The organism is Arthrobacter sp. Leaf141 (genome assembly GCF_001424565.1).
Lineage (GTDB): Bacteria > Actinomycetota > Actinomycetes > Actinomycetales > Micrococcaceae > Arthrobacter.
Map to the genome: position 1 here is coordinate 50,954 of NZ_LMOL01000016.1, position 19,019 is coordinate 69,972.

The window sequence follows — 19,019 nt, forward strand, 5'->3', positions numbered from 1 at the left end:
GATCCTCCCGGCCGCTCCGTTACTCCATGCTAGGCAACGGGAGGACGCTGAATGGTCTTCCGCGCTGCCAAACCCACCTCGGGGGCCACATTTAGGACTTAAGTGACGGTTATCACGGCATTATGGATGATTTATTTCCGGATTGGTCTAGACCGGTTACGCCGTCCGAGGCAGGGTGAGGCCGGTGTCGACGGCCGGAGCCAGGCGCGCGCAGGCCTTCTTCAGGTCTTCCTCCGCTTCGAAGAGGGACAGCCGGCGGTTCCGCACGGACTGGACCAGACCGGTGATGGCGGGGAGCAGCAGCCGGGCGGTGGTGGCATCCCCGCCGGCATCAATAATGAGTTTCCCTGCGAGCGAGTCCGTGTCCTGCAGCAGGGCGGTGGTGTCCAGCTCCGGAAGGTAGACGCCACGGACCAGGCACTGCTCCACGGCGGGCTGCATCACGCGCAGGTGGAAGACTTCCATCACCGCACCGGTCAGCATCCGGCCGCCCCGGCGTGCCGATGGCTTGGGCGCGGCGGCCCGCAGCTCCCCCAGCTGGTGCCGGTAAAGAGCGAGCATCAGGTGGGTGGGGGTGGGAAAATAGCGGCACACGGTGCCCAGCGGAACGTCCGACCTTTCCGCCACCTCAGGAAGGTCCACGGCGTCCAGGCCCTTGCGCGCGGGGCCGGCAGCAGCATCGAGGATGCGCAGGTACCGCAGGCGTTGCCGCGGGGCAGAAGGCATTTCAGCCATGGGCGGATGGTCTGGAGTGGTCTCAGGCATCAATATTCCGGGGTTGTGTGTGGCGGTGCAGCAGCACGGAGCGTCCCCATCACGTGCCGCCTGCGATCCGCTTCAACTATACGGCAGGGTAACTTTCCGGATTCAGTCCACGGTGTTGATGCGGCTCAGTCCACGTTTTTGATTTTGAGGACAAACACGGCACCCAGCAGGCCGATCACAGCCGCCGTGCTGAACAGCGTGACGTAGCCGCCGAATTGACGCACCGAAAGATAGGCAACGAGCGGCGCCACCATCTGGGGCAGCGAGTTGGCAATATTAATAACGCCCATGTCCTTGCCCCGGTCCACGGCGAAGGGCAGGACCTGGGTCAACAGGGCAAAGTCCACGGCCAAATAGGCCCCGAACCCGATCCCCAGGACGGCGGCACCGGCGAGCGCGCCGGGCCAGACCGGGAAAAACGCCATGATGGCGCCCGCCATCGCGATGATGATGGATGATCCGATGACGAACGGCTTCCGCCTGCCCACCCGGTCGCTCCAGGGTCCGGCGATGACTGCGGTGATCATGACCATCACCGCGTAAATGCCCGTCAGGACCAGGACGCCGGTGGCGGGATCCTGGTGGCCAATGACGTCGCGGAGGAAAAACAGGAGGTACACGATGGTCAACTGGTTGCCCACATTGACCAGGAAGCGGGTGAGCCAGGCCCAGGCAAAGTCGGGGTACACAAAAGGGCTGATATAGAAGCCCTTGATGAAGGTGCGCGGCCGGAAGGCCCGGAGCCCTGCCGCGGGCAGGGGGGGATCGTTCCGGTGGAAGATGTAGGGCAGCACCGAGAGCAGCAAGGCGGCCGCGCACAGCCAGTACCCCACCATGTAGTTTCCGGTGACCACAGCGCCGAAGACAGCGCCGGTCAGGATTCCCAGGGTCTGACCCATGGCGGCAAGCCCGCCCACACCACCGCGCTGCTTGAGCGGCACCCTGTCCGGGACGGCGGCGGTGATGGCCGCGTACGCGGCATTGGCGCCAAGCTGGACCAGGCACCAGAAAAGCACCATCATGGCCACGGTGACGGCACCTGACATGGCCAGCAACGCCGCGGTGGCCAGGATGGCACCGGCCAGCACCCACGGGGCGCGGCGGCCAAAGCGTGACGTGGTGCGGTCCGAGAAGGCGCCGAACAGCGGGTTGGCCACCAGGGACACGGCTGCGCCGCAGCCAGTGACCAGTGAAAGGATGGCTTCCTTGCTGGGCGCGTCAATGGCGATGGCCTGCTGGCCGATGAAGATGTTGATGGGGCCAAAGAACGCGGCATTGATGCCCACATTCACCAGGACCAGGCCCGTCACCCACCGGGCAGTGACCTTCTGCGTGGGTTCCGACAGCGCTGCCGCTGCAGGAGGCAGCGCCGTAGCATCAGCCGCGGCAGGATCCGGCGGCGCGGAAGGGTCGGACGGGCTCATGATGGTGCTCTCCTGACAGGGGCGGCGGGTCGGAAAATCAGACTATCGTGGGCGGTAGCGGGCCGTTTGTCATACGGCCTGGAATTTCAGCGACAAGCCAGGCATCGAGGAGAACACCATGAGCGAAGCAGCCACGCCAGGGGCGGGCACCGGCGTCAACACCGCGGATCTTTACGACGAGCGCGGCGACGAACTGGCGTCCGTGGCGCTGCAGTTCCAGTCCCTGGGCGGCCGCACCCACTTCAGCGGTCCCGTGCGGACTGTCCGGTGTTTCCAGGACAACGCCCTGGTCAAGTCCACCCTGGCCACCCCGGGCAACGGCGCGGTGCTGGTAGTGGACGGCGGCGGCTCGCTGGGCACGGCGCTGATGGGGGACATGATTGCCGAAAGCGCTGTTGCGAACGGTTGGGCCGGCGTCGTGATCAACGGGGCGATCCGTGACCGCGCGGCAATCTCGGAACTGGACCTGGGCGTCAAGGCACTGGGCAGCAACCCGAAAAAAAGTGCCAAGGCCGGCGCGGGTGAAGTGGATGTTGAAGTGGTCATCGACGGCGTGACGTTCCGGCCGGGTGCCACTGTATGGTGCGATCCGGACGGCGTCCTCGTCGCCCCCTGACGCGGAGGTCCGGAAAGTTTTTTTCCGTCACGGGAAGAAATGCGGGAGTAAGATAGTTACTGAAAGCAACTATCAATGCTGCATCCCCCTTTTACTTCCTGGAGACCCCATGTCCAAAGCCACCACGGCGCGCCCTGCCGGCGAAGCGCTGACCCAGCGCCAGATTGTCACCGTGATGGTGGGATTGATGCTGGGCATGTTCCTGGCATCCCTGGACCAGACCATCGTGTCCACGTCCATTTACACCATCGCCAACGACCTTGACGGGCTCTCCCTCCAGGCGTGGGCCACCACCGCGTACCTGATCACCTCCACCGTCACCACCCCCCTCTACGGCAAGCTGAGCGACATTTTCGGCCGCCGGCCGCTGTACCTGGCAGCGATCGTGATCTTCCTGGTGGGCTCCCTCTACGCGGGTTCGGTGCACTCGATGACCGAACTGGCGATCGCCCGCGGCGTCCAGGGACTGGGCGCCGGCGGCCTGCTGGCACTGGCGCTGACCATCATCGGCGACATCGTTTCCCTCAAGGACCGGGCCAAGTACCAGGGCTACTTTATGTCCGTCTTCGGCATCTCCTCGGTGCTGGGTCCCGTGGTGGGTGGCGCGTTTGCCGGCTCGGCCAACATCCTGGGCTTTGACGGCTGGCGCTGGGTGTTCTTCATCAACCTGCCCATCGGCCTGGCCGCGCTCACCGTGGTGTTCCTGTTCCTCCACCTGCCCGCCAAGCACGTCAAGCAGAAGATCGACTACTGGGGCGCAGCCGCCATCACGCTGGCCATCGTCCCGCTCCTGCTGGTGGCCGAGCAGGGCCGCAGCTGGGGCTGGGCGTCCGCCAATTCGTTCCTTTGCTACGGGCTGGGGGTTGCCGGGATCGTGTGGTTCATCCTGGCCGAAAAGCGGGCCGGCGACTACGCACTGATCCCGCTGCGGCTGTTCCGGAACGCCACATTCGGCCTGTCCTCGCTGCTGAACTTCATCATCGGCATCGGCATGTTCGGCGCCATCGCCATGCTCCCCATGTACCTGCAGCTGGTCAAGGGCCTCACCCCCACCGAAGCCGGCCTGATGATGATCACGTTCACCGTGGGCATCCTCACCGGTTCCATCACCGCCGGACGGACCATCTCGGCGTCGGGCACATACCGGATCTTCCCCATCCTGGGCACGGCCATCCTCACGGCGTCCGCCCTGGTGATGGGAACGGTCCTGGGCGTGGACACCGGCCTCTGGGTGCCCGGCCTGATCGCTGTGTTCTTCGGCATGGGCCTGGGCTTCTGCATGCAGCCGCTGACTCTTGCCATGCAGGTTTCCGTCCCGGCCAGGGACATGGGCGTGGGAACGTCTTCCGCTGCGTTCTTCCGGTCCATGGGCGGCGCAGTGGGCACTGCAGTGTTCATCTCCATGCTGTTCAGCGTGGCGGCCGGCCGGATCGCGGACGGCATGAAGTCCGCCATGGGCAGCGCCGACTACCAGGCAGTCCTGAAGGACCCGGCGGTGGCCGCGGACCCCGCCAACGCCAAACTCTACGAGTTCTTCCAGAACGGCGCCTCCAACGACTCCCTGAACGACACCAGCTGGCTGCACACCGCCAACAGCGTCCTCACCCGCCCCATCACCGAAGGTTTCGCCTACGCGATCGACGCCGTGATGCTGACCGCGGCCGTCCTGACCGGCATTGCGTTCCTCATCAGCTTCGCCCTGCCCAACAAGAAACTGACGGATCCCAAGGCGGCCCGCGAATCGGCAGCAGCGCACTAGCGCAGCAGCCGGGCCGGGGCGGGGAGCAGGGTGCCCGCGGACCCCGGCAAACGGGTCCGGAGTGGAACAGGGGGCCGGGGCGTGGAACACTGTTCCCTGTGCTCCGGCCCTGACCGCCGCACCCGCAGCCGACGACGTCCGCGCCACACACCTCCATCCCAACAACCCAGGGAGCACCATGCCCACTGACCAGGAGCAGTCAAACGCCAAAATCCCGCGGCGGGTGATCTGGCTGGCGCTCGCAGGCGCAGTGGGCGGATTCCTGTTCGGCTTCGACTCGTCCGTGGTCAACGGTGCCGTGGACGCAATGAAGGATGAATTCGCGCTCTCCGAGGCCGTCACCGGGTTCGCCGTGGCCATCGCCCTCCTGGGCTGCGCCGTGGGCGCCTACCTTGCCGGTAAGGTGGCGGACCGCTACGGCCGCATCCCCGCCATGAAGCTGGGCGCACTGCTCTTCCTGGTCAGCGCCATCGGCACCGGGTTCGCCTTCAGTGTCTGGGACCTGGTCTTCTGGCGCCTGGTGGGCGGCCTGGGCATCGGCCTGGCGTCAGTGATCGCGCCGGCGTATATCTCCGAGATATCCCCCCGCAAGGTCCGCGGCCGGCTGGCCTCGCTGCAGCAGCTGGCCATCACCACCGGCATCTTTGCCGCACTGCTTTCCGACGCACTCTTCGCCAACACCGCCGGCGGCGCCGACCAGCCCTTCTGGCTGGGAATCGAAGCCTGGCGGTGGATGTTCCTGGCCGCAGCCGTTCCGGCCGTTGTGTACGGCTGGGTGGCCTTCACGCTTCCCGAGTCACCGCGCTTCCTGGTGTTCCTGGGCAAGGAGGACGAGGCCCGCAAGGTGTTCGGCACCATTGCCCCCGCCGAGGATACCGACCGGCAGATCCGGGAAATCCGGGATGCCATCGAAGAGGACAAGCTGGCCGGCCAGAAGGGCTCGCTGCGCGGAAAGACCTTCGGCCTGCAGGCAGTGGTCTGGGTGGGTATTACCCTGTCCGTGCTGCAGCAGTTCGTGGGCATCAACGTGATCTTCTACTACTCCACCACGCTCTGGAAGGCGGTGGGCTTCCGCGAGGAGGACTCCCTCACCATCTCCGTGGCTACGGCTGTCACCAACATCCTGGTGACCCTGGTTGCCATTGCCCTGGTGGACCGGATCGGCCGCCGCCCCATTTTGCTGACCGGTTCCATCGGCATGGCGGTCTCCCTGGGCACCATGGCCCTAGCGTTCTCCTCGGCCACCGGTTCTGGTGAGGACATCACCCTGCCCGGCGCCTGGGGGCCGGTGGCACTGGTGGCCGCCAACATCTTTGTGGTCAGCTTCGGCGCCTCCTGGGGACCGCTGGTGTGGGTGCTGCTGGGCGAGATCTTCCCGTCCCGGATCCGGGCCCGCGCCTTGGGTGTGGCGGCAGCAGCGCAGTGGGTGGCAAACTTCGCCATCACCCTCAGCTTCCCGGTCATGGCAGCCGGCTCGCTGCCGCTGACCTACGCCATGTACGCACTGTTCGCGGCGGCGTCCTTCTTCTTTGTGATGTTCAAGGTCCCGGAGACCAACGGCATGTCGCTGGAGCAGGCGGAAACCCTGTTTGTGGCCAAGGGCTCCAAAAAGGGCTGATCCCCCGGCCCTCATCCTCCCGGCGTCATCCTTCCGGCGGCGTCCCCGGTTGAACCGTCCCGATAGGTTTGGAGGATGACGGAATCGGGGGCGGTACTTGAGGCCGGGCAGCTGCTGGTGGGGTACGGCGGCGTGCCGGTGTGCGGCGAAGTCACCCTGGCGGTAAGGGCCGGCGAGATCCTGGGCGTGGTGGGAGTCAACGGGGCCGGCAAGTCCACCGTGGCGCAGACCCTTGCCGGGCGCCAGCCGGCGCTCTCCGGCGACGTCCGGATCCACGGCCTGCTGGTGGACCGGGACGCGGTGAACTTCCGCCGGCAGGTCGCGGCAGTGTTCGACGACGACCTCTTCTTTCCGTCCCTCAGCGTGGCCGAGCACCTGCTCCTGGTGGCCCGTGGCCATTCGCTGGCCAACGCGGAGGAATGCGTGGCCGCCGAACTGGACTTTTTTGGCCTCACTGACCGGGCCACAGCGGTTCCGGACGCCCTCTCATCAGGGCAGCGGCGGCGGCTGCTGCTGGCCGCGGGGTTTATCCGGCCGGCCTCGCTGCTGATCCTCGATGAACCGGAACAGCGGCTGGACCCCGTAATGCGTGACGCCCTGGCCGGCCGGATCCGGGAGCACGCTGCCGCCGGCGGGGCTGTCCTGCTGGTGACGCACGATCCCACGCTCCTGGTCCGGACAGCCACTTCCTGCCTGGTGATCAAGGCGGAGGTGGCTACGGTCCCGGCTGACGAAGGGGCGGCATTCATTGCAGGCCTCTAAGGCTCCCGGTCTGGTCACGCCCGGGCCGGAACGCCGGCTGGCCCGGGAAGCAGTGGCCTTCACCAGGGCGCAGTCGCGAACCTACAACCGCTCCCTGACAAGCCTGGGAGATGCCTTTGCGGACATCTACACGTCCGTCCTGGCGTTCGGCTGCGCGGCCGCGATGGCGGTCTCCTTCGTGTTTGCCCTCCGGGACGGGATCGAAGGCAACGATCCCGGGCGAAGCGGCCTGGTTACGGGAAGTCCGCTGCAGCTGCCGGCCGCCGTCCTGTGGTTCCTCATGACGTACGCGGCCCTCGCGGGCATCCTCACCGTGGCCCGCCGCCTTGGTCCGGTGGCTGTCACCGGCGCGCAGGGCGCCTGGTGGCTGCCGTTGCCTGTGGACAGGGGACCGATGGTGCTGCCCACCTTCCGGCGCCGGATCCTGTGGGTGGGGCTGGGCAGCGCCGTGGGCTACCTGCCGTTCAGCCTGTTGACTGGCCTGGACCTGACGGTTGGCGCGCATGCCGCGGCCGCGGCAACCTTCGGCGCAGCCGCCCTGACCGTCCTGGGCGCCGCCGCCATCCTGCAGCTCGGGCCGCAGGGTGCGCGTACCGGCCGCCGGGCCGGGGCTGCCGTCATTGCGCTGGTCCTTGCCCTGCTGGCCCTCCTGCCGCGGGTCGCGGGCACCGGCTGGCCGCCGGGGATGCCGGGGCTGGGAGCGGTGGCGCTGGCGGTGGCTGCCGCCGTCGTCGTTTTGACGGTTGCCCTCCGGCGCGCGGGAACCGTCGGCAGCACCGAACTGATCCGGGGCGGCGCCGTGTCCGGCCACGCCGGGGCGTCGGTGTTTTTCCTGGATGCAAACGAGCTGCTCCGCTCCCTTGCCGGCGAACCCCGGCCCGCGGCGGCCGGACGCGCCGCTGAGCTGTACCGGCGGCCCACGCGGGGTCCGTTGGCCGGACTGGTCAGGGCGGACATTGCCGCATTCCTCCGCTTGCAGCCGGGGTTTACCGCTCCCGGGCTGTGGCTGGCCGCCTGCCTGGCGCTGATGATTTCCGACGCCGGCCTTCCGGCGCCGATGCTGCTGGCCTTTGTGGCTGTGGCCGGGTGCGCCGTGGCCAGCGGAATGGGGACGGTGGCCCGTCGGACGGCCCTGCTGCCCGAACTGGACGCCCTCCTGCCGCTGTCCCCTGCCCAGGTCCGCGCCAGCAGGATGCTGATGCCGGCCGCCGCCCTTGCCCTGTGGATGACGGTGCTGACGGGAACGCTGGTGCTGCTGGGGGCCGGCGGGCCATTGCTGGTGCTGATGGGCGCGCTGGCCGGCCTGGGAATGGGCGCCGGGACGGTCCGGGGCGCCACCCGGCCCGCGGCCGACTGGACCTTGCCGCCGGTGGATACGCCGATGGGCCCGGTTCCCCGGACCCAACTGGCTTCCTTGCTGCGCGGACTGGATGCCACCATCCTGTGCCTGCTGCCCACGGGCCTGGCCCTGTACCTGGGCCAGGCCTTCCCGGCACTGCTGGCGGCCCAGGCGGTGGTGAGCGGGGCGGCGGTGCTGCTCGTCCTGCTGTCCGGTCCCGCCCGGCCCGGCGCCGGGCGGTAGCTCAGACCAGGTGCGGTTCGTGCGCCGTCAGGTACTTGCGGCCGCTGTACGCCACCAGGATGGCCACGGCCATGGCCACGGCTCCGGCGAAGAACGGCACCTGCGGGCCGAAGTGCTCACCCAGCTGGGCCGCCAGGAAGGGTGCCAGGGCGCCGCCCATCCAGCGGACGAAGTTGTAGCCGGCGGACGCGACGGGCCGGGGTGAGTCGGAGACGCCCATGGCCAGTTCCGTGTACACGGTGTTGTTGACGCCCAGCAGCGCGCCGGCCACGATGACCAGGACCACTACTGCGGGCACCGAGTTTCCGGCGGCCAGGCCGATGCCCACCAGGTCCAGCAGCAGCAGCGTGAGGGTGCCGGTGAGGACCTTGACGGCGCCGAACCTGTTCTGCAGGACGGGGGCCACAAACACGCTGAACAATGCAACTGCCACGCCCCAGCCAAAGAACACGCCACCGATGCCGTAGGCGTCCATGCCCAGGATGAAGGGGGTGAAGGCCAGGATGGTGAAGAAGCCGTAGTTGTAGAAGAGGCCGCTGGCGGCGGTGGTGCGCAGGCCCTTGTGGCCCAGGGCCAGGAGCGGGTCGCGGAGCCGGACCTTGGCCTGGGGCTTGGGGGTTTTGGGCAGCAGCGCCAGGAGGGCGATGAAGGCGATGGCCATCAGCACACCGGTGCCGAAGAACGGAGCCCGCCACTGCCAGCCGCCCAGCAGGGCACCCAGGAGGGGGCCGAGCGAGATGCCCAGGCCGAGGGCTGCCTCATAGAGGATGATGGCTGTTCCGGCGCCGCCGCTGGCCACGCCGACGATGACCGCCAGCGCGGTGGCTACAAAGAGGGCGTTGCCCAGGCCCCAGCCGGCGCGGAAGCCGACCAGTTCGTTGACGCTGGTGGCGGTGCCGCTGAGCGAGGCAAACACCACGATGATGCCCAGGCCGATCAGGAGGGTCCGCTTGCCGCCGATCCGTGATGACACCCAGCCGGTCACCAGCATGGCGATGGCGGTGACCAGGAAGTAGCTGGTGAACAGCAGTGATACTTCGCTGGGGCTGGCGTCCAGGTTCTTGGCGATGGCGGGGAGGATGGGGTCAACCAGCCCGATGCCCATAAACGCAAACACCGCGGCGATTGCGGTGGCCCACACAGCCTTGGGCTGTTTGAGGAACGATGCCTTTTCGGCCTTGAGGGTGTCTTCTGCGTCCGGCAGTGCTGCTGCCGGCTGTGCTCCTGCGAGCGTGCCCTTCATGGGAAAAATCTCCTGATTCACGGGTTTGCGTCGACTTTTGGGGTCGACGGCGGTGTGCGCGCCGGACGTGCGGGCGGCGCGTGGTGGCCGGGCATCCCGGCGGGGTGGTCAGCCTGCGGCGTTGATCTTCGCGATGACGGGCAGCGCCGCCGCCAGGGCGGCCCGGTCGTTGTCATCGAGGGATTCGAGGATGGCGGCCACGGCCGCGTTGCGTTTGCGGTTGGCGGCGTCGACGGCGCTGCGCCCCGCCGGCGTGATGTCCACCAGGACGGCGCGGGAGTCGTGCGGATCCGGGCCCCGGCTGGCCAGGCCGGCTTTCTCCAGCTTGATGATCTGTTCCGTGGCGCTGGGAACCTTGACGCCGAGGTTGCGGGCAATGTCCCCCACCCGGACGCCGCCGTCGAACAGCATCTTGAGTGTGCTGATCTGGACCGAGCTGAGCTCCCCTTCGGAATCGAGCCGCCGGGCCAGGTAGACGCTCAGGCGCAGGTTTTCGCGGAAATCCTGGGCCAGGGCCAGCAACTGGGGGTCGGTGATCAGAGGGATACTCATACTTAGGTATCCTAATAGTTAGGGTGCCTAATGGTCAAGTGGCCTTGCATCAGAAGACCAGCTTCATGCCCAGGTGGCTGCCCGTGAACCCCAGCCGGGAGTAGAAGCGCTGCGCGTCGGTCCGGGACTTGTCGGTGGTCAGCTGCACCATGGTGCAGCCCCGGCGCCGGGACTCCGCAATGGCCCACCGGATCATGATCCCGCCCAGGCCGTGGCTCCGCAGCTCCGCCGCCACGCGGACAGCTTCGATCTGCGCGCGCCACGACCCCTGCCGGGAAAGGCCGGGGAGCATGCTCAGCTGGCAGGTTGCAGCCATGGTGTCGCTGCCGTCCTGGCCAAGGAACCGGCCCACCACCAGTTGGTGGGCGGGGTCGGCGTCGATCGCGGTGAACGCTGCCAGGTACGGTGCGAGGTCTGCCTGGTCCTCGCGACCGGCGCCCAGCCGGTCATCGGCGAGGAGCCGCAGGATGTCCGGAAGGTCCGCGCTGGTGGCCTCACGCAGGAGGAACGTGCCGCCGGCAACATCGGTGGACAGGAGCGCTGCGGGGGGCGTCGTCATGCGCCCCACGCTACCCGTGCGCCCCGGCGTCGGGCGAGTTCAGGAGAAGTAGACCCCGATCCGGTTCCCGTCGATTTCCTCGATCCGGATGTCGATGTCGTAGACGTCGCGCAGCATGGCCTGCTGCATGATCTGCCGGGGGCTGCCCTGGTGGACCAGCCGGCCGTCCTTCATGGCCAGGATGGTGTCCGAGTAGCAGGACGCGAAGTTGATGTCGTGGACCACCAGCACCACCGTTTTGCCGAGGTCGTCGGCCAGGCGGCGGAGCAGCCGCATCATCTCCACGGAGTGCTTCATGTCCAGGTTGTTGAGCGGCTCGTCCAGCAGGAGGTAGGAGGTGTCCTGGGCCAGCACCATGGCGATAAAGGCGCGTTGGCGCTGGCCGCCGGAGAGCTCATCAACGAACTTGTCCGCCATGGGCGTCAGGTCGAGGTGGCCAATGGCTTCCTCGATCTTGGCCTTGTCCGCCACCGTGGGGCGGCCGCCGGAGTGCGGGAACCGGCCAAAAGCCACCAGGTCGCGCACGGTGAGCCGCATGGTGAGGTGGTTTTCCTGCCGCAGGATGGCCATGGTCCGTGCCAGCTCGCGGCTGTCGGTGCCGGCGACGTCCAGCCCCGCCACCGAGACGGCGCCGGATTCCAGCGGCTGCAGCCTGCTGATCAGGGCCAGCAGGGTGGATTTCCCGGCGCCGTTGGGCCCGATGATGGAGGTGATGCCGCCCTGGGGGATGGTGCAGGTGACGTCGTCCAGGACGGCCACGCCGCCGTAGCTCTTGGAGACGTTGCGGACTTCGATCATGGCCGGGCCCCGAAGCCGGAGCGGGGGGTGGGGCGGATCATTTGAGCGAGCCTTTCAGGAGCAGGTAGAGGAACAGGATGCCGCCGGTGAATTCGATGACAACGCTCAGGGCGGCGCCGAAGCCGAAGACCTTTTCCAGGACCAGCTGGCCGCCCACCAGGGCCACGGCGCCGATCAGCACGACGATGGGCAGCAGCCAGGCGTGGCTGAACCCGCGGCACAGCTGGTAGCCCAGGCTGACCACCAGCAGGCCGAAGAAGGTCACGGGTCCTACCAGCGCCGTGGAGACGGCCACCATCAGCGAGCAGCCCAGCAGTACCAGCATGACCACCCGCCGGTGGTCCACCCCCACGTTGATGGCCACTTCGCGGCCCAGCGCCAGGACATCCAGGGTGTGCCGGGAACGCCACACGGCGGCGCAGACGGCCAGGATGATCAGCGCGGAGACTCCCAGCAGGGCGGGGTCCACGTTGTTGAAGGAGGCGAAAAAGAGGTCCTGCAGGATGATGAATTCGCTGGGTTCCATCAGCCGCTGCAGCAGGGAGGAGAAGCCCCGGAACAGGCTGCCCAGGATCACGCCCACCAGCAGGAGCAGGTGCAGGGACCGGGCGGCGCCGGTGAACATCCAGCGGTACAGCAGCGCACTGAAGGCCACCATCAGCAGCACCTCGAGGCCGAATTGCAGGGTGGGCGGTGCGGCCACGACGGTGGCGGCGCCCAGCGTGAACGTCAGGGCCGTCTGGATCAGGATGTACAGCGAGTCGAAGCCCATAATGGAGGGCGTCAGGATGCGGTTGGCGGTGACGGTCTGGAACAGCAGGGTGGACACGCCCACAGCCACCGCTACCAGCAGCATGGCGGCCACCTTGATGGCGCGGCGGGGCAGGATGTAGCCCACGTTCCCCTTGAGGTCGAAGAACAGGAACAAGCAGACGACGGCGGCCGCCAGGACCAGCAGCACGGCCGCCACCAGGTGCGGCGGGGCGTTGCGGATGGCGGCTTTGAGGCGGCGGCCGGCTCCGGTCCGGGCCGGACCATGCGGCACCCGGGGGCCAGCGGGCACACCGGGGCGGGCAGGGGCGGGGGCTGTTTCAGGCATTGCGCTTCTTCAGGATCAGGATGAGGAACACGATGGCGCCCACCACGGACATCACCATGCCCACCGGGACCTCGTAGGGGTAGCGGATGGTGCGGCCGATGATGTCGCAGGCCAGCACAAAGGTGGCCCCCATCAGGGCGGTCCAGGGGACGGACCGGCGGAGGTTGTCACCGAAGACCAGGGAGACGATGTTGGGCACCACCAGCCCCAGGAACGGGACCGCGCCCACGGTGGTGACCACCACGGCGGAGATCAGCGAGACAATCACCAGTCCCAGCCGCATGGTGCGGGCGTAGTTGAGGCCCAGGTTGGTGGTGAAGTCCTGTCCCATGCCGGCTACGGTGAAACGGTCCGCCGCCAGGAGGCCCACCAGCATCAGGACCGCCACGATCCAGAGCAGTTCGTAGCGGCCCCGCAGCACGCCGGAGAAGTCGCCGATCATCCAGTTGCTGAGCGTCTGCAGGAGGTCGAAGCGGTAGGCGAAGAAGGTGGTGATGGCGGCGATGACGCCGCCCAGCATGATGCCCACCAGCGGAATGAGGAGCGTGTTGCGGACGGGCAGGCGGCGGAGGATGGCCAGGAAAAGCGCCGTTCCCAGCAGGGCGAACCCGCTGGCCACCAGCATTTTGACCAGCATGGGCGCGGCGGGGGCGAAGACGGTGACCACCAGGATGCCAAGGGTGGCGGCTTCAACGGTGCCCACGGTGGAGGGTTCCACAAACCGGTTCCGGGCCATGAGCTGCATGATGAGCCCCGCCACGGCCACGGCCATCCCGGCGAGGACCACGGCCAGGGTCCGCGGCACCCGGGAAATCCAGAAGACCTCGGCCGTTGCCTGGTCACCGGACAGCAGGGCGGGGAGGGAGACGTCGCTGACGCCGATGAACATGCTGGCCGCAGCCAGGGCCAGCACGCCGGCAACGGCCGCAGCCAGGCCCGCCGTCCTGCGGGCCTGGCTGGGGGGTGCCGGCGCGGCCGGGCGCACGGCGGTGACGGTCATGGCTGCGGCAACCCGGGCTGGGCTCAGGCTACGGAGCCGGCCACGGCATCAACCATGGCCTTGACGTTGTTCAGGCCGTAGCCCACGATGTACCAGCCGGCGGGGTCCAGGTTGACGATCCTGCCGTTTTTGGCGGCGTTGGTGGACTTGACCAGCTCGTTGTCCAGGATGGGGTTGACGGTGGAACCTTCGGTGCCGATCGCGGTGTCGCGGTTGATGACGTAGAGGATGTCCGGGTTGGTCGCCTTGATGTACTCGAAGGAGACGGCTTCGCCGTGGCTGCCCTCGCTCTTGACCTCCGCGGCGGTGGGCACGCCCAGGACGTCGTGGATGATGCCGAAGCGCGAGCCTGCGCCGTAGGCCGTGACTTCGCCGCCGGAGGTCAGCACGATCAGGCCCTTGCCGGCGCCGGCGGCCTTGGCCTTGGTTTCAGTCACGGTGGCGTCCACGGCCGCGAGCTGCTCTTCAACTGCTGCCGACTTGTCGAAGATGGCCCCCAGCTTTTCGCTCTGGGACTTGAAGCTGGCCATCGGGTCTTTGGCGTCGATGGACAGGTCGATCGTGGGGGCGATCTTGCTCAGCTCGGCGTACGCGCCGGCGGTGCGGCCGGTGATGATGATGAGGTCCGGGTCGCCGGCGCTGACGGCTTCAAAATCGGGTTCCTTCAGGGAGCCGATCTTGGTGTACTTGGCGTCGGCGTACTTTTCCAGGGATGCGGGGTAGCTGGCCTCGGGGACACCGGCCGGGTCCACGCCGAGGGCATCCATGGTGTCGAGGATGCCAAGGTCAAACGTGAAGACCTTCTCCGGGTTGACCGGAACTCCTGCGGTGCTGCCCTGGGCGTGCTCCACGGTGATCGTCCTGGCTTCCCCTTCAACGGACGTTGCTGTTGCGCTCCCGCCGCATGCGGTCACGGCCAGGAGGGCCGCCCCCGTCGCAAGCGCCCCCAGGTAGCTCGACAGTCTCTTCTTCACGTCATTCTCCAGTTTCCGGTAATACGTCACAACTCTGTTGCCTAATACCGGGAAGCCTATAAGTAAGGAAAGGCTAACTTCAAAACGAAAAACGTCATGCGGTGCATATTGTGCGGCGGATCACACTCAACGACGCCGGCACCCAGGTGGGTGCCGGCGTCGCGGGCAGTGGTCAAGCACCCGGCGGGCCGGGCTGCGGCTCAGGCGGGAGTACCGGCCACCTCGGCCTGGCGCTCTTCCACCAGGGTTGCCACCGCCTGGAACAGTGGGTGGCCCGGCTCCAGCCCGGTGATCCTGGCCGTGGCATCCGCGGCGCTGGCGGACGCCAGGATCTGCGTCAGTTCAGTGGCTTCGGCATCGGCGGGGTCGTTGAAGCGCAGGGCCGCCGCCATGGCCCCCAGGAGCGCCTCCGGGACGATGCCCTGTTCCGCCAGCTGCGCGGCGGGACCCACAAACCGTTCGTTCCGGCTGAGTTTGCGCAGGGGCGCCCGGCCCACCCGGTTCACGGTGTCCGGGAGGTGCGAGTTGGAGAACCGGACCAGGATCTTCTGGACGTAGGCTTCCTGCTCATCGGCGTTGAAGCCGTGCTTGGAGACCAGCAGCTGCTTGGTCTCCGCCAGCACGGCGCGTACGTCCTCGGCCACGTCCTGGTCCGCCATGGCGTCCGAGATCTTCTCCAGCCCGGCCTCAAACCCGAAATAGGCGGCCGAGGCGTGCCCCGTGTTGACGGTGAAGAGCTTCCGTTCAATGTACGGCGCGAGGTCGTCCACAAATGTGGCGCCGGGGATTTCCGGGGCGTTCCCGGCGAACGGTGTCCGGTCGATGACCCACTCGTAAAACGTCTCCACCGTGACGTCCAGGCCCTGGCCGGGTTCCTGGTTGGGGACGATCCGGTCCACGGCGGTGTTGGCGAACACCGCGCGGCCGGCCAGCGCACCCTGGCCGGCTTCCGGACTGGCACCCACTTCGGCGGCCAGGATGTCCGTGGCGTTGATGGCGTTTTCGCAGGCCATCACCTGCAGTGGCGCGAGGTCCGCGGACCTCGCCGCGAGGCCCTTGGCGATCACGGGTGCCACGAACTTCAGGATGTGGGGTCCGACGGCGGTGGTCACCACGTCTGCCGTGGCGATCTCCGCGACCAGGTCGGCTTCCTGGCTGCCGGAGTTCAGCGCCCGGAAGTTGTCCACGGAATGCACCGTGGGCTCCTCCCCCACCGCGTGGACCCGGTAGCTGGAAGCCGCTGACAGCTGGTCGATCAAACCTTCCGCAACGTCTGCAAACACCACCTCGTAGCCGGCCTCGTGGAGCAGCAGCCCCACGAAGCCGCGGCCGATGTTGCCGGCGCCGAAATGTACTGCCTTCACTATGAGTTGACCTTTCCGAAGAGCTCCAGGACTTCCTCCACGGTGGTGGCTTCCTCGAGGCGGGCCACCTGGGCCTTGTCCGTGAAGACCTTGGCGATGGAGGACAGGATGTGCAGGTGTTCGTTGTTGACGCCGGCCACGCCCACCACAAACTTGACCTGCTTGCCGTTCCAGTCGATGCCCTGCGGGTAGCGGATCACCGAGACGGCGGACTTGATGATGTGGTCCTTGGCGGCGTTGGTGCCGTGCGGGATGGCCAGGAAGCTGCCCATGTAGGTGGACACCGATTCCTCGCGTTCGTGCATGGCGTCAACGTAGCCCTGGTCCACGGCGCCGCGGGCCAGGAGCAGCCGGCCGGCTTCGTCGATGGCCGCGTCACGGGTGGTGGCCGATCCGGTCAGCACCACGCTTTCGCGGGCCAGGATGTCTGCGCCGGGGGCGGTTGCGGCGGGTTCCGCCGCAGCCGCCGGGGCGGGCGCTGCGGCCTCGGAGGCGTGTGCTGCCGTGCCGGCGTCGGAGTTGCTTTGCCGGACCAGCTCAACGATCTCGTCGTACTTGGGGCTGTTCATGAAGTTGTCCACCGAATAATGGGTGGCACTCGCCGTGGCAGGCATGGCCCGTTCGGTCAGGTCCTGGTGCGTCACCACGATGTCGTAGGTGTCGCTCAGGTTGGCGATGGCCGAATTGGTGACCTTGACGTCAGGGAAGCCTGCCGCCTTGATCTTGTTCCGAAGCACCGAGGCGCCCATGGCGCTGGAGCCCATACCGGCGTCGCACGCGAAAACCACGGAGCGGACCGGACCGGCGAGCACTGCAACGTTGCCGGAACCGCCGCCCAGGTGGCTGGAGACAGAGCTCTTTTTGCCCTTCATGCCCTCCATCCTGGAGGTGGCGGCGCTGAGGTCGCCCTCGCCCTTGTCCTTGGACGCCCGGAGGATGACCGCTGCCACCAGGAAGGAAGCCGCGGTGGCCAGCACCACAGCGAGGGTGACGCCAATGTAGCTGTCGCTGGCGGCCTGCGCGTAGACGGCGATGATGGAGCCCGGGGCCACCGGGGCCCGGAAACCAGCGCCGGTCAGGGACAGGGTGGCGATGCCGGTCATGCCGCCGGCGATGGCGGCGAGGATCAGGGCCGGCTTCATCAGGACGTACGGGAAGTAGATCTCGTGGATGCCGCCGAAGAAGTGGATGATTGCTGCGCCGGGGGCGGACGCCTTGGCAGCGCCACGGCCGAACAGCATAAAGGCAAGCAGGATGCCCAGGCCCGGGCCGGGGTTGGCTTCGAGGAGGAACAGGATGGACTTGCCGTCCACCTGCGCCTGCTGGATGCCCAGGGGCGTCAGCACACCGTGGTTGATGGCGTTGTTGAGGAAGAGGACCTTGGCGGGTTCAATGAAGATGCTGGTCAGCGGCAGCAGGCCGTTGTTCACCAGGAACTCCACCACCTTGCCGGCAGCGTCCGTGAAGGCCGCCACCAGGGGCGAGATGGCGAAGAAGCCGATCAGCGCCAGGATGGCGCCCCAGATGCCGGCCGAGAAGTTGTTGACCAGCATCTCGAAGCCGGGCCGGATTTTGCCGTCCCACAACGCATCGAGCTTCTTCATGGTCCATCCGCCCAGGGGGCCCATGATCATGGCACCGATGAACATGGGGATGCCGGCGCCCACAATGACGCCCATGGTGCCGATGGCCCCCACCACGCCGCCGCGGACATCGTGGACCATCCGGCCGCCGGTGTAGCCGATCAGGAGGGGCAGCAGGTAGGTGATCATGGGCCCGACGATGCCCACGTTGGGATCGCCGTCGGCGTTGGTTCCGAAACCGCCCAGTTCGGGGATCGGGATGTAGCCCTTTTCAATGAACAGGGCCGTGATGAGGCCCCAGGCGATGAACGCGCCGATGTTGGGCATGATCATGCCGGACAGGAAGGTCCCGAACTTTTGGACGTGGACCCGCGCGCTGGTGCGTGGTTTTGCAACTGTCTCTGTTGCCATGTGATTTCCTAACCGTCATTCCTGCTGCTCCGCAGGATGGTCCGATGATTTCCGACGACGTGCTGCTGATGGAACGGGTGCGCCGTGCCTCGGCTAGGCCGGGCTGGCTGAGATGCGGTGAAGCCATTCGAGGAACAGCTTGAGTTCCGAGCTGGAAAGCTGGTCCGAGTGCGAGGCCTGAAGCGCGGCATTCAGGGCTATCGCCGCCACCACCACCGAGGATCTCCCGGAATCCCCCGCTGCCGAGCCGCTGGCGGGCTCGGCGGACACCGCAAAGATCATGGCGTCCCGGGTCATGGTGGACAGTTCGAGGTTGCGTTCGGTGGCGGGCTCCGCAATCAGCATTAGCGTCACACCCACGTTGGCCGCCAGGATGGACCTGGCCGCTTCCCGGGGCTGGACGTTCAGCTGGCCCGCCGCCGCTGCCTTGTTCAGCATTTCCTCCATCAGCGCCTCGGCATCGGCGACGATGGCGGGGCGGTTTTCCGGGCGGATGTTGCCGAACATCACCAGGTACAGTTCCGGCTGGTTAAGGCCGAACTGGACATGGTTGTCCCACATTCTCCGGATGTCCTCAAGAGGCTTTCCGGAGGGGGCAAAATCCCTTTCACCCGCGACGTACTCTTCAAACCCTGCGGCGACAACGGCGTCGAACAGACCTTCCTTGTCACCGAAGTGGTGGTAAAGCGTGGGCGCCGTGACCCCTGCCAGTTGCGTGATCTGGCGGGTGGAAACGGGCGCGCCGGCAGACTTGGCCAACAGCTCCGCGGCAGCACGGAGCAGCCGCATTTTCGGGGGAAGCTGGCCATCCAAACTCATAACCGCTACCCTAGCACCTATAGCATCGCTATATGAACTGAATCACATACAATTTTTTCAGGCACGTTTTCCGCCTCCGGACGTAGCAGTC

Annotated in this window: 17 protein-coding genes; 5 read left to right on the plus strand and 12 right to left on the minus strand. The window is 67.1% G+C overall.

The window, feature by feature from the left end; genetic code table 11:
* Positions 1 to 156: 156 nt before the first annotated feature.
* Together ASF72_RS12000 and ASF72_RS12005 are read right to left on the minus strand one after the other, a co-directional pair.
* Positions 157 to 765 (minus strand): TetR/AcrR family transcriptional regulator, encoded by a 609-nt coding sequence (locus ASF72_RS12000; RefSeq protein ID WP_050683587.1) that lies wholly within the window; start codon positions 763 to 765, stop codon positions 157 to 159.
* Positions 766 to 890: 125 nt separating this feature from the next.
* Positions 891 to 2,189, minus strand: a complete 1,299-nt coding sequence (locus ASF72_RS12005) for an MFS transporter (protein ID WP_056599160.1) — start codon at positions 2,187 to 2,189, stop codon at positions 891 to 893.
* Between the two features lie 118 nt (positions 2,190 to 2,307).
* Here ASF72_RS12005 and rraA point away from each other — a divergent pair, with 118 nt between their 5' ends.
* The 5 genes from rraA (at position 2,308) to ASF72_RS12030 (ending at position 8,526) form a co-directional block, all read left to right on the plus strand.
* Positions 2,308 to 2,805 carry a ribonuclease E activity regulator RraA gene (rraA, locus tag ASF72_RS12010; RefSeq protein ID WP_056599163.1) on the plus strand — a complete coding sequence of 166 codons (498 nt, stop codon included), beginning with the start codon at positions 2,308 to 2,310 and terminating at the stop codon, positions 2,803 to 2,805.
* Positions 2,806 to 2,914: 109 nt separating this feature from the next.
* Entirely contained in the window at positions 2,915 to 4,564 is a 1,650-nt protein-coding gene (locus ASF72_RS12015; RefSeq protein WP_050683590.1) for an MDR family MFS transporter, read from the plus strand.
* A 178-nt stretch (positions 4,565 to 4,742) separates the two neighbouring features.
* Positions 4,743 to 6,182 carry a sugar porter family MFS transporter gene (locus ASF72_RS12020; protein ID WP_050683631.1) on the plus strand — a complete coding sequence of 480 codons (1,440 nt, stop codon included), beginning with the start codon at positions 4,743 to 4,745 and terminating at the stop codon, positions 6,180 to 6,182.
* A 75-nt stretch (positions 6,183 to 6,257) separates the two neighbouring features.
* Entirely contained in the window at positions 6,258 to 6,944 is a 687-nt protein-coding gene (locus ASF72_RS12025; RefSeq protein WP_056599166.1) for an ABC transporter ATP-binding protein, read from the plus strand.
* Complete coding sequence (locus tag ASF72_RS12030; RefSeq protein ID WP_082484228.1) at positions 6,931 to 8,526, plus strand: DUF6297 family protein; 1,596 nt, start codon at positions 6,931 to 6,933, stop codon at positions 8,524 to 8,526. The genes ASF72_RS12025 and ASF72_RS12030 overlap by 14 nt, the downstream gene beginning before the upstream one ends.
* A 1-nt stretch (position 8,527) precedes the next feature.
* On the opposite strand, the gene ASF72_RS12035 is transcribed toward ASF72_RS12030, so the two are convergent.
* The 10 genes from ASF72_RS12035 to ASF72_RS12080 form a co-directional block, all read right to left on the minus strand.
* The gene (locus tag ASF72_RS12035; protein WP_056599170.1) at positions 8,528 to 9,769 is read right to left on the minus strand and encodes an MFS transporter; all 1,242 of its coding nucleotides are present in this window, start codon (positions 9,767 to 9,769) and stop codon (positions 8,528 to 8,530) included.
* 108 nt (positions 9,770 to 9,877) lie between these two features.
* Positions 9,878 to 10,321 carry a MarR family winged helix-turn-helix transcriptional regulator gene (locus tag ASF72_RS12040; RefSeq protein ID WP_200933647.1) on the minus strand — a complete coding sequence of 148 codons (444 nt, stop codon included), beginning with the start codon at positions 10,319 to 10,321 and terminating at the stop codon, positions 9,878 to 9,880.
* Positions 10,322 to 10,370: 49 nt separating this feature from the next.
* Complete coding sequence (locus tag ASF72_RS12045) at positions 10,371 to 10,880, minus strand: GNAT family N-acetyltransferase (RefSeq protein ID WP_056599173.1); 510 nt, start codon at positions 10,878 to 10,880, stop codon at positions 10,371 to 10,373.
* Positions 10,881 to 10,919: 39 nt separating this feature from the next.
* Positions 10,920 to 11,678, minus strand: coding sequence for an iron ABC transporter ATP-binding protein (locus ASF72_RS12050; RefSeq protein ID WP_050683595.1), 759 nt, complete (start codon positions 11,676 to 11,678; stop codon positions 10,920 to 10,922).
* A gap of 37 nt (positions 11,679 to 11,715) precedes the next feature.
* On the minus strand, positions 11,716 to 12,777 hold the full coding sequence (locus ASF72_RS12055; protein WP_056599176.1) for an iron chelate uptake ABC transporter family permease subunit: 1,062 nt from the start codon (positions 12,775 to 12,777) through the stop codon (positions 11,716 to 11,718).
* Positions 12,770 to 13,777 (minus strand): ABC transporter permease, encoded by a 1,008-nt coding sequence (locus tag ASF72_RS12060; protein WP_082484230.1) that lies wholly within the window; start codon positions 13,775 to 13,777, stop codon positions 12,770 to 12,772. Before ASF72_RS12060 ends, ASF72_RS12055 begins: the two co-directional genes overlap by 8 nt.
* 23 nt (positions 13,778 to 13,800) lie before the next feature.
* Positions 13,801 to 14,751: a siderophore ABC transporter substrate-binding protein gene (locus ASF72_RS12065; protein WP_050683634.1), complete on the minus strand. Its 951-nt coding sequence runs from the start codon at positions 14,749 to 14,751 to the stop codon at positions 13,801 to 13,803.
* Positions 14,752 to 14,951: 200 nt separating this feature from the next.
* Positions 14,952 to 16,115, minus strand: a complete 1,164-nt coding sequence (locus ASF72_RS12070) for a mannitol-1-phosphate 5-dehydrogenase (protein ID WP_056599179.1) — start codon at positions 16,113 to 16,115, stop codon at positions 14,952 to 14,954.
* Positions 16,115 to 18,109 carry a PTS mannitol transporter subunit IICBA gene (locus tag ASF72_RS12075; protein ID WP_050683598.1) on the minus strand — a complete coding sequence of 665 codons (1,995 nt, stop codon included), beginning with the start codon at positions 18,107 to 18,109 and terminating at the stop codon, positions 16,115 to 16,117. The genes ASF72_RS12070 and ASF72_RS12075 overlap by 1 nt, the downstream gene beginning before the upstream one ends.
* A gap of 93 nt (positions 18,110 to 18,202) precedes the next feature.
* Positions 18,203 to 18,928 carry a TetR/AcrR family transcriptional regulator gene (locus ASF72_RS12080; protein WP_050683599.1) on the minus strand — a complete coding sequence of 242 codons (726 nt, stop codon included), beginning with the start codon at positions 18,926 to 18,928 and terminating at the stop codon, positions 18,203 to 18,205.
* Between the last annotated feature and the right edge of the window lie 91 nt (positions 18,929 to 19,019).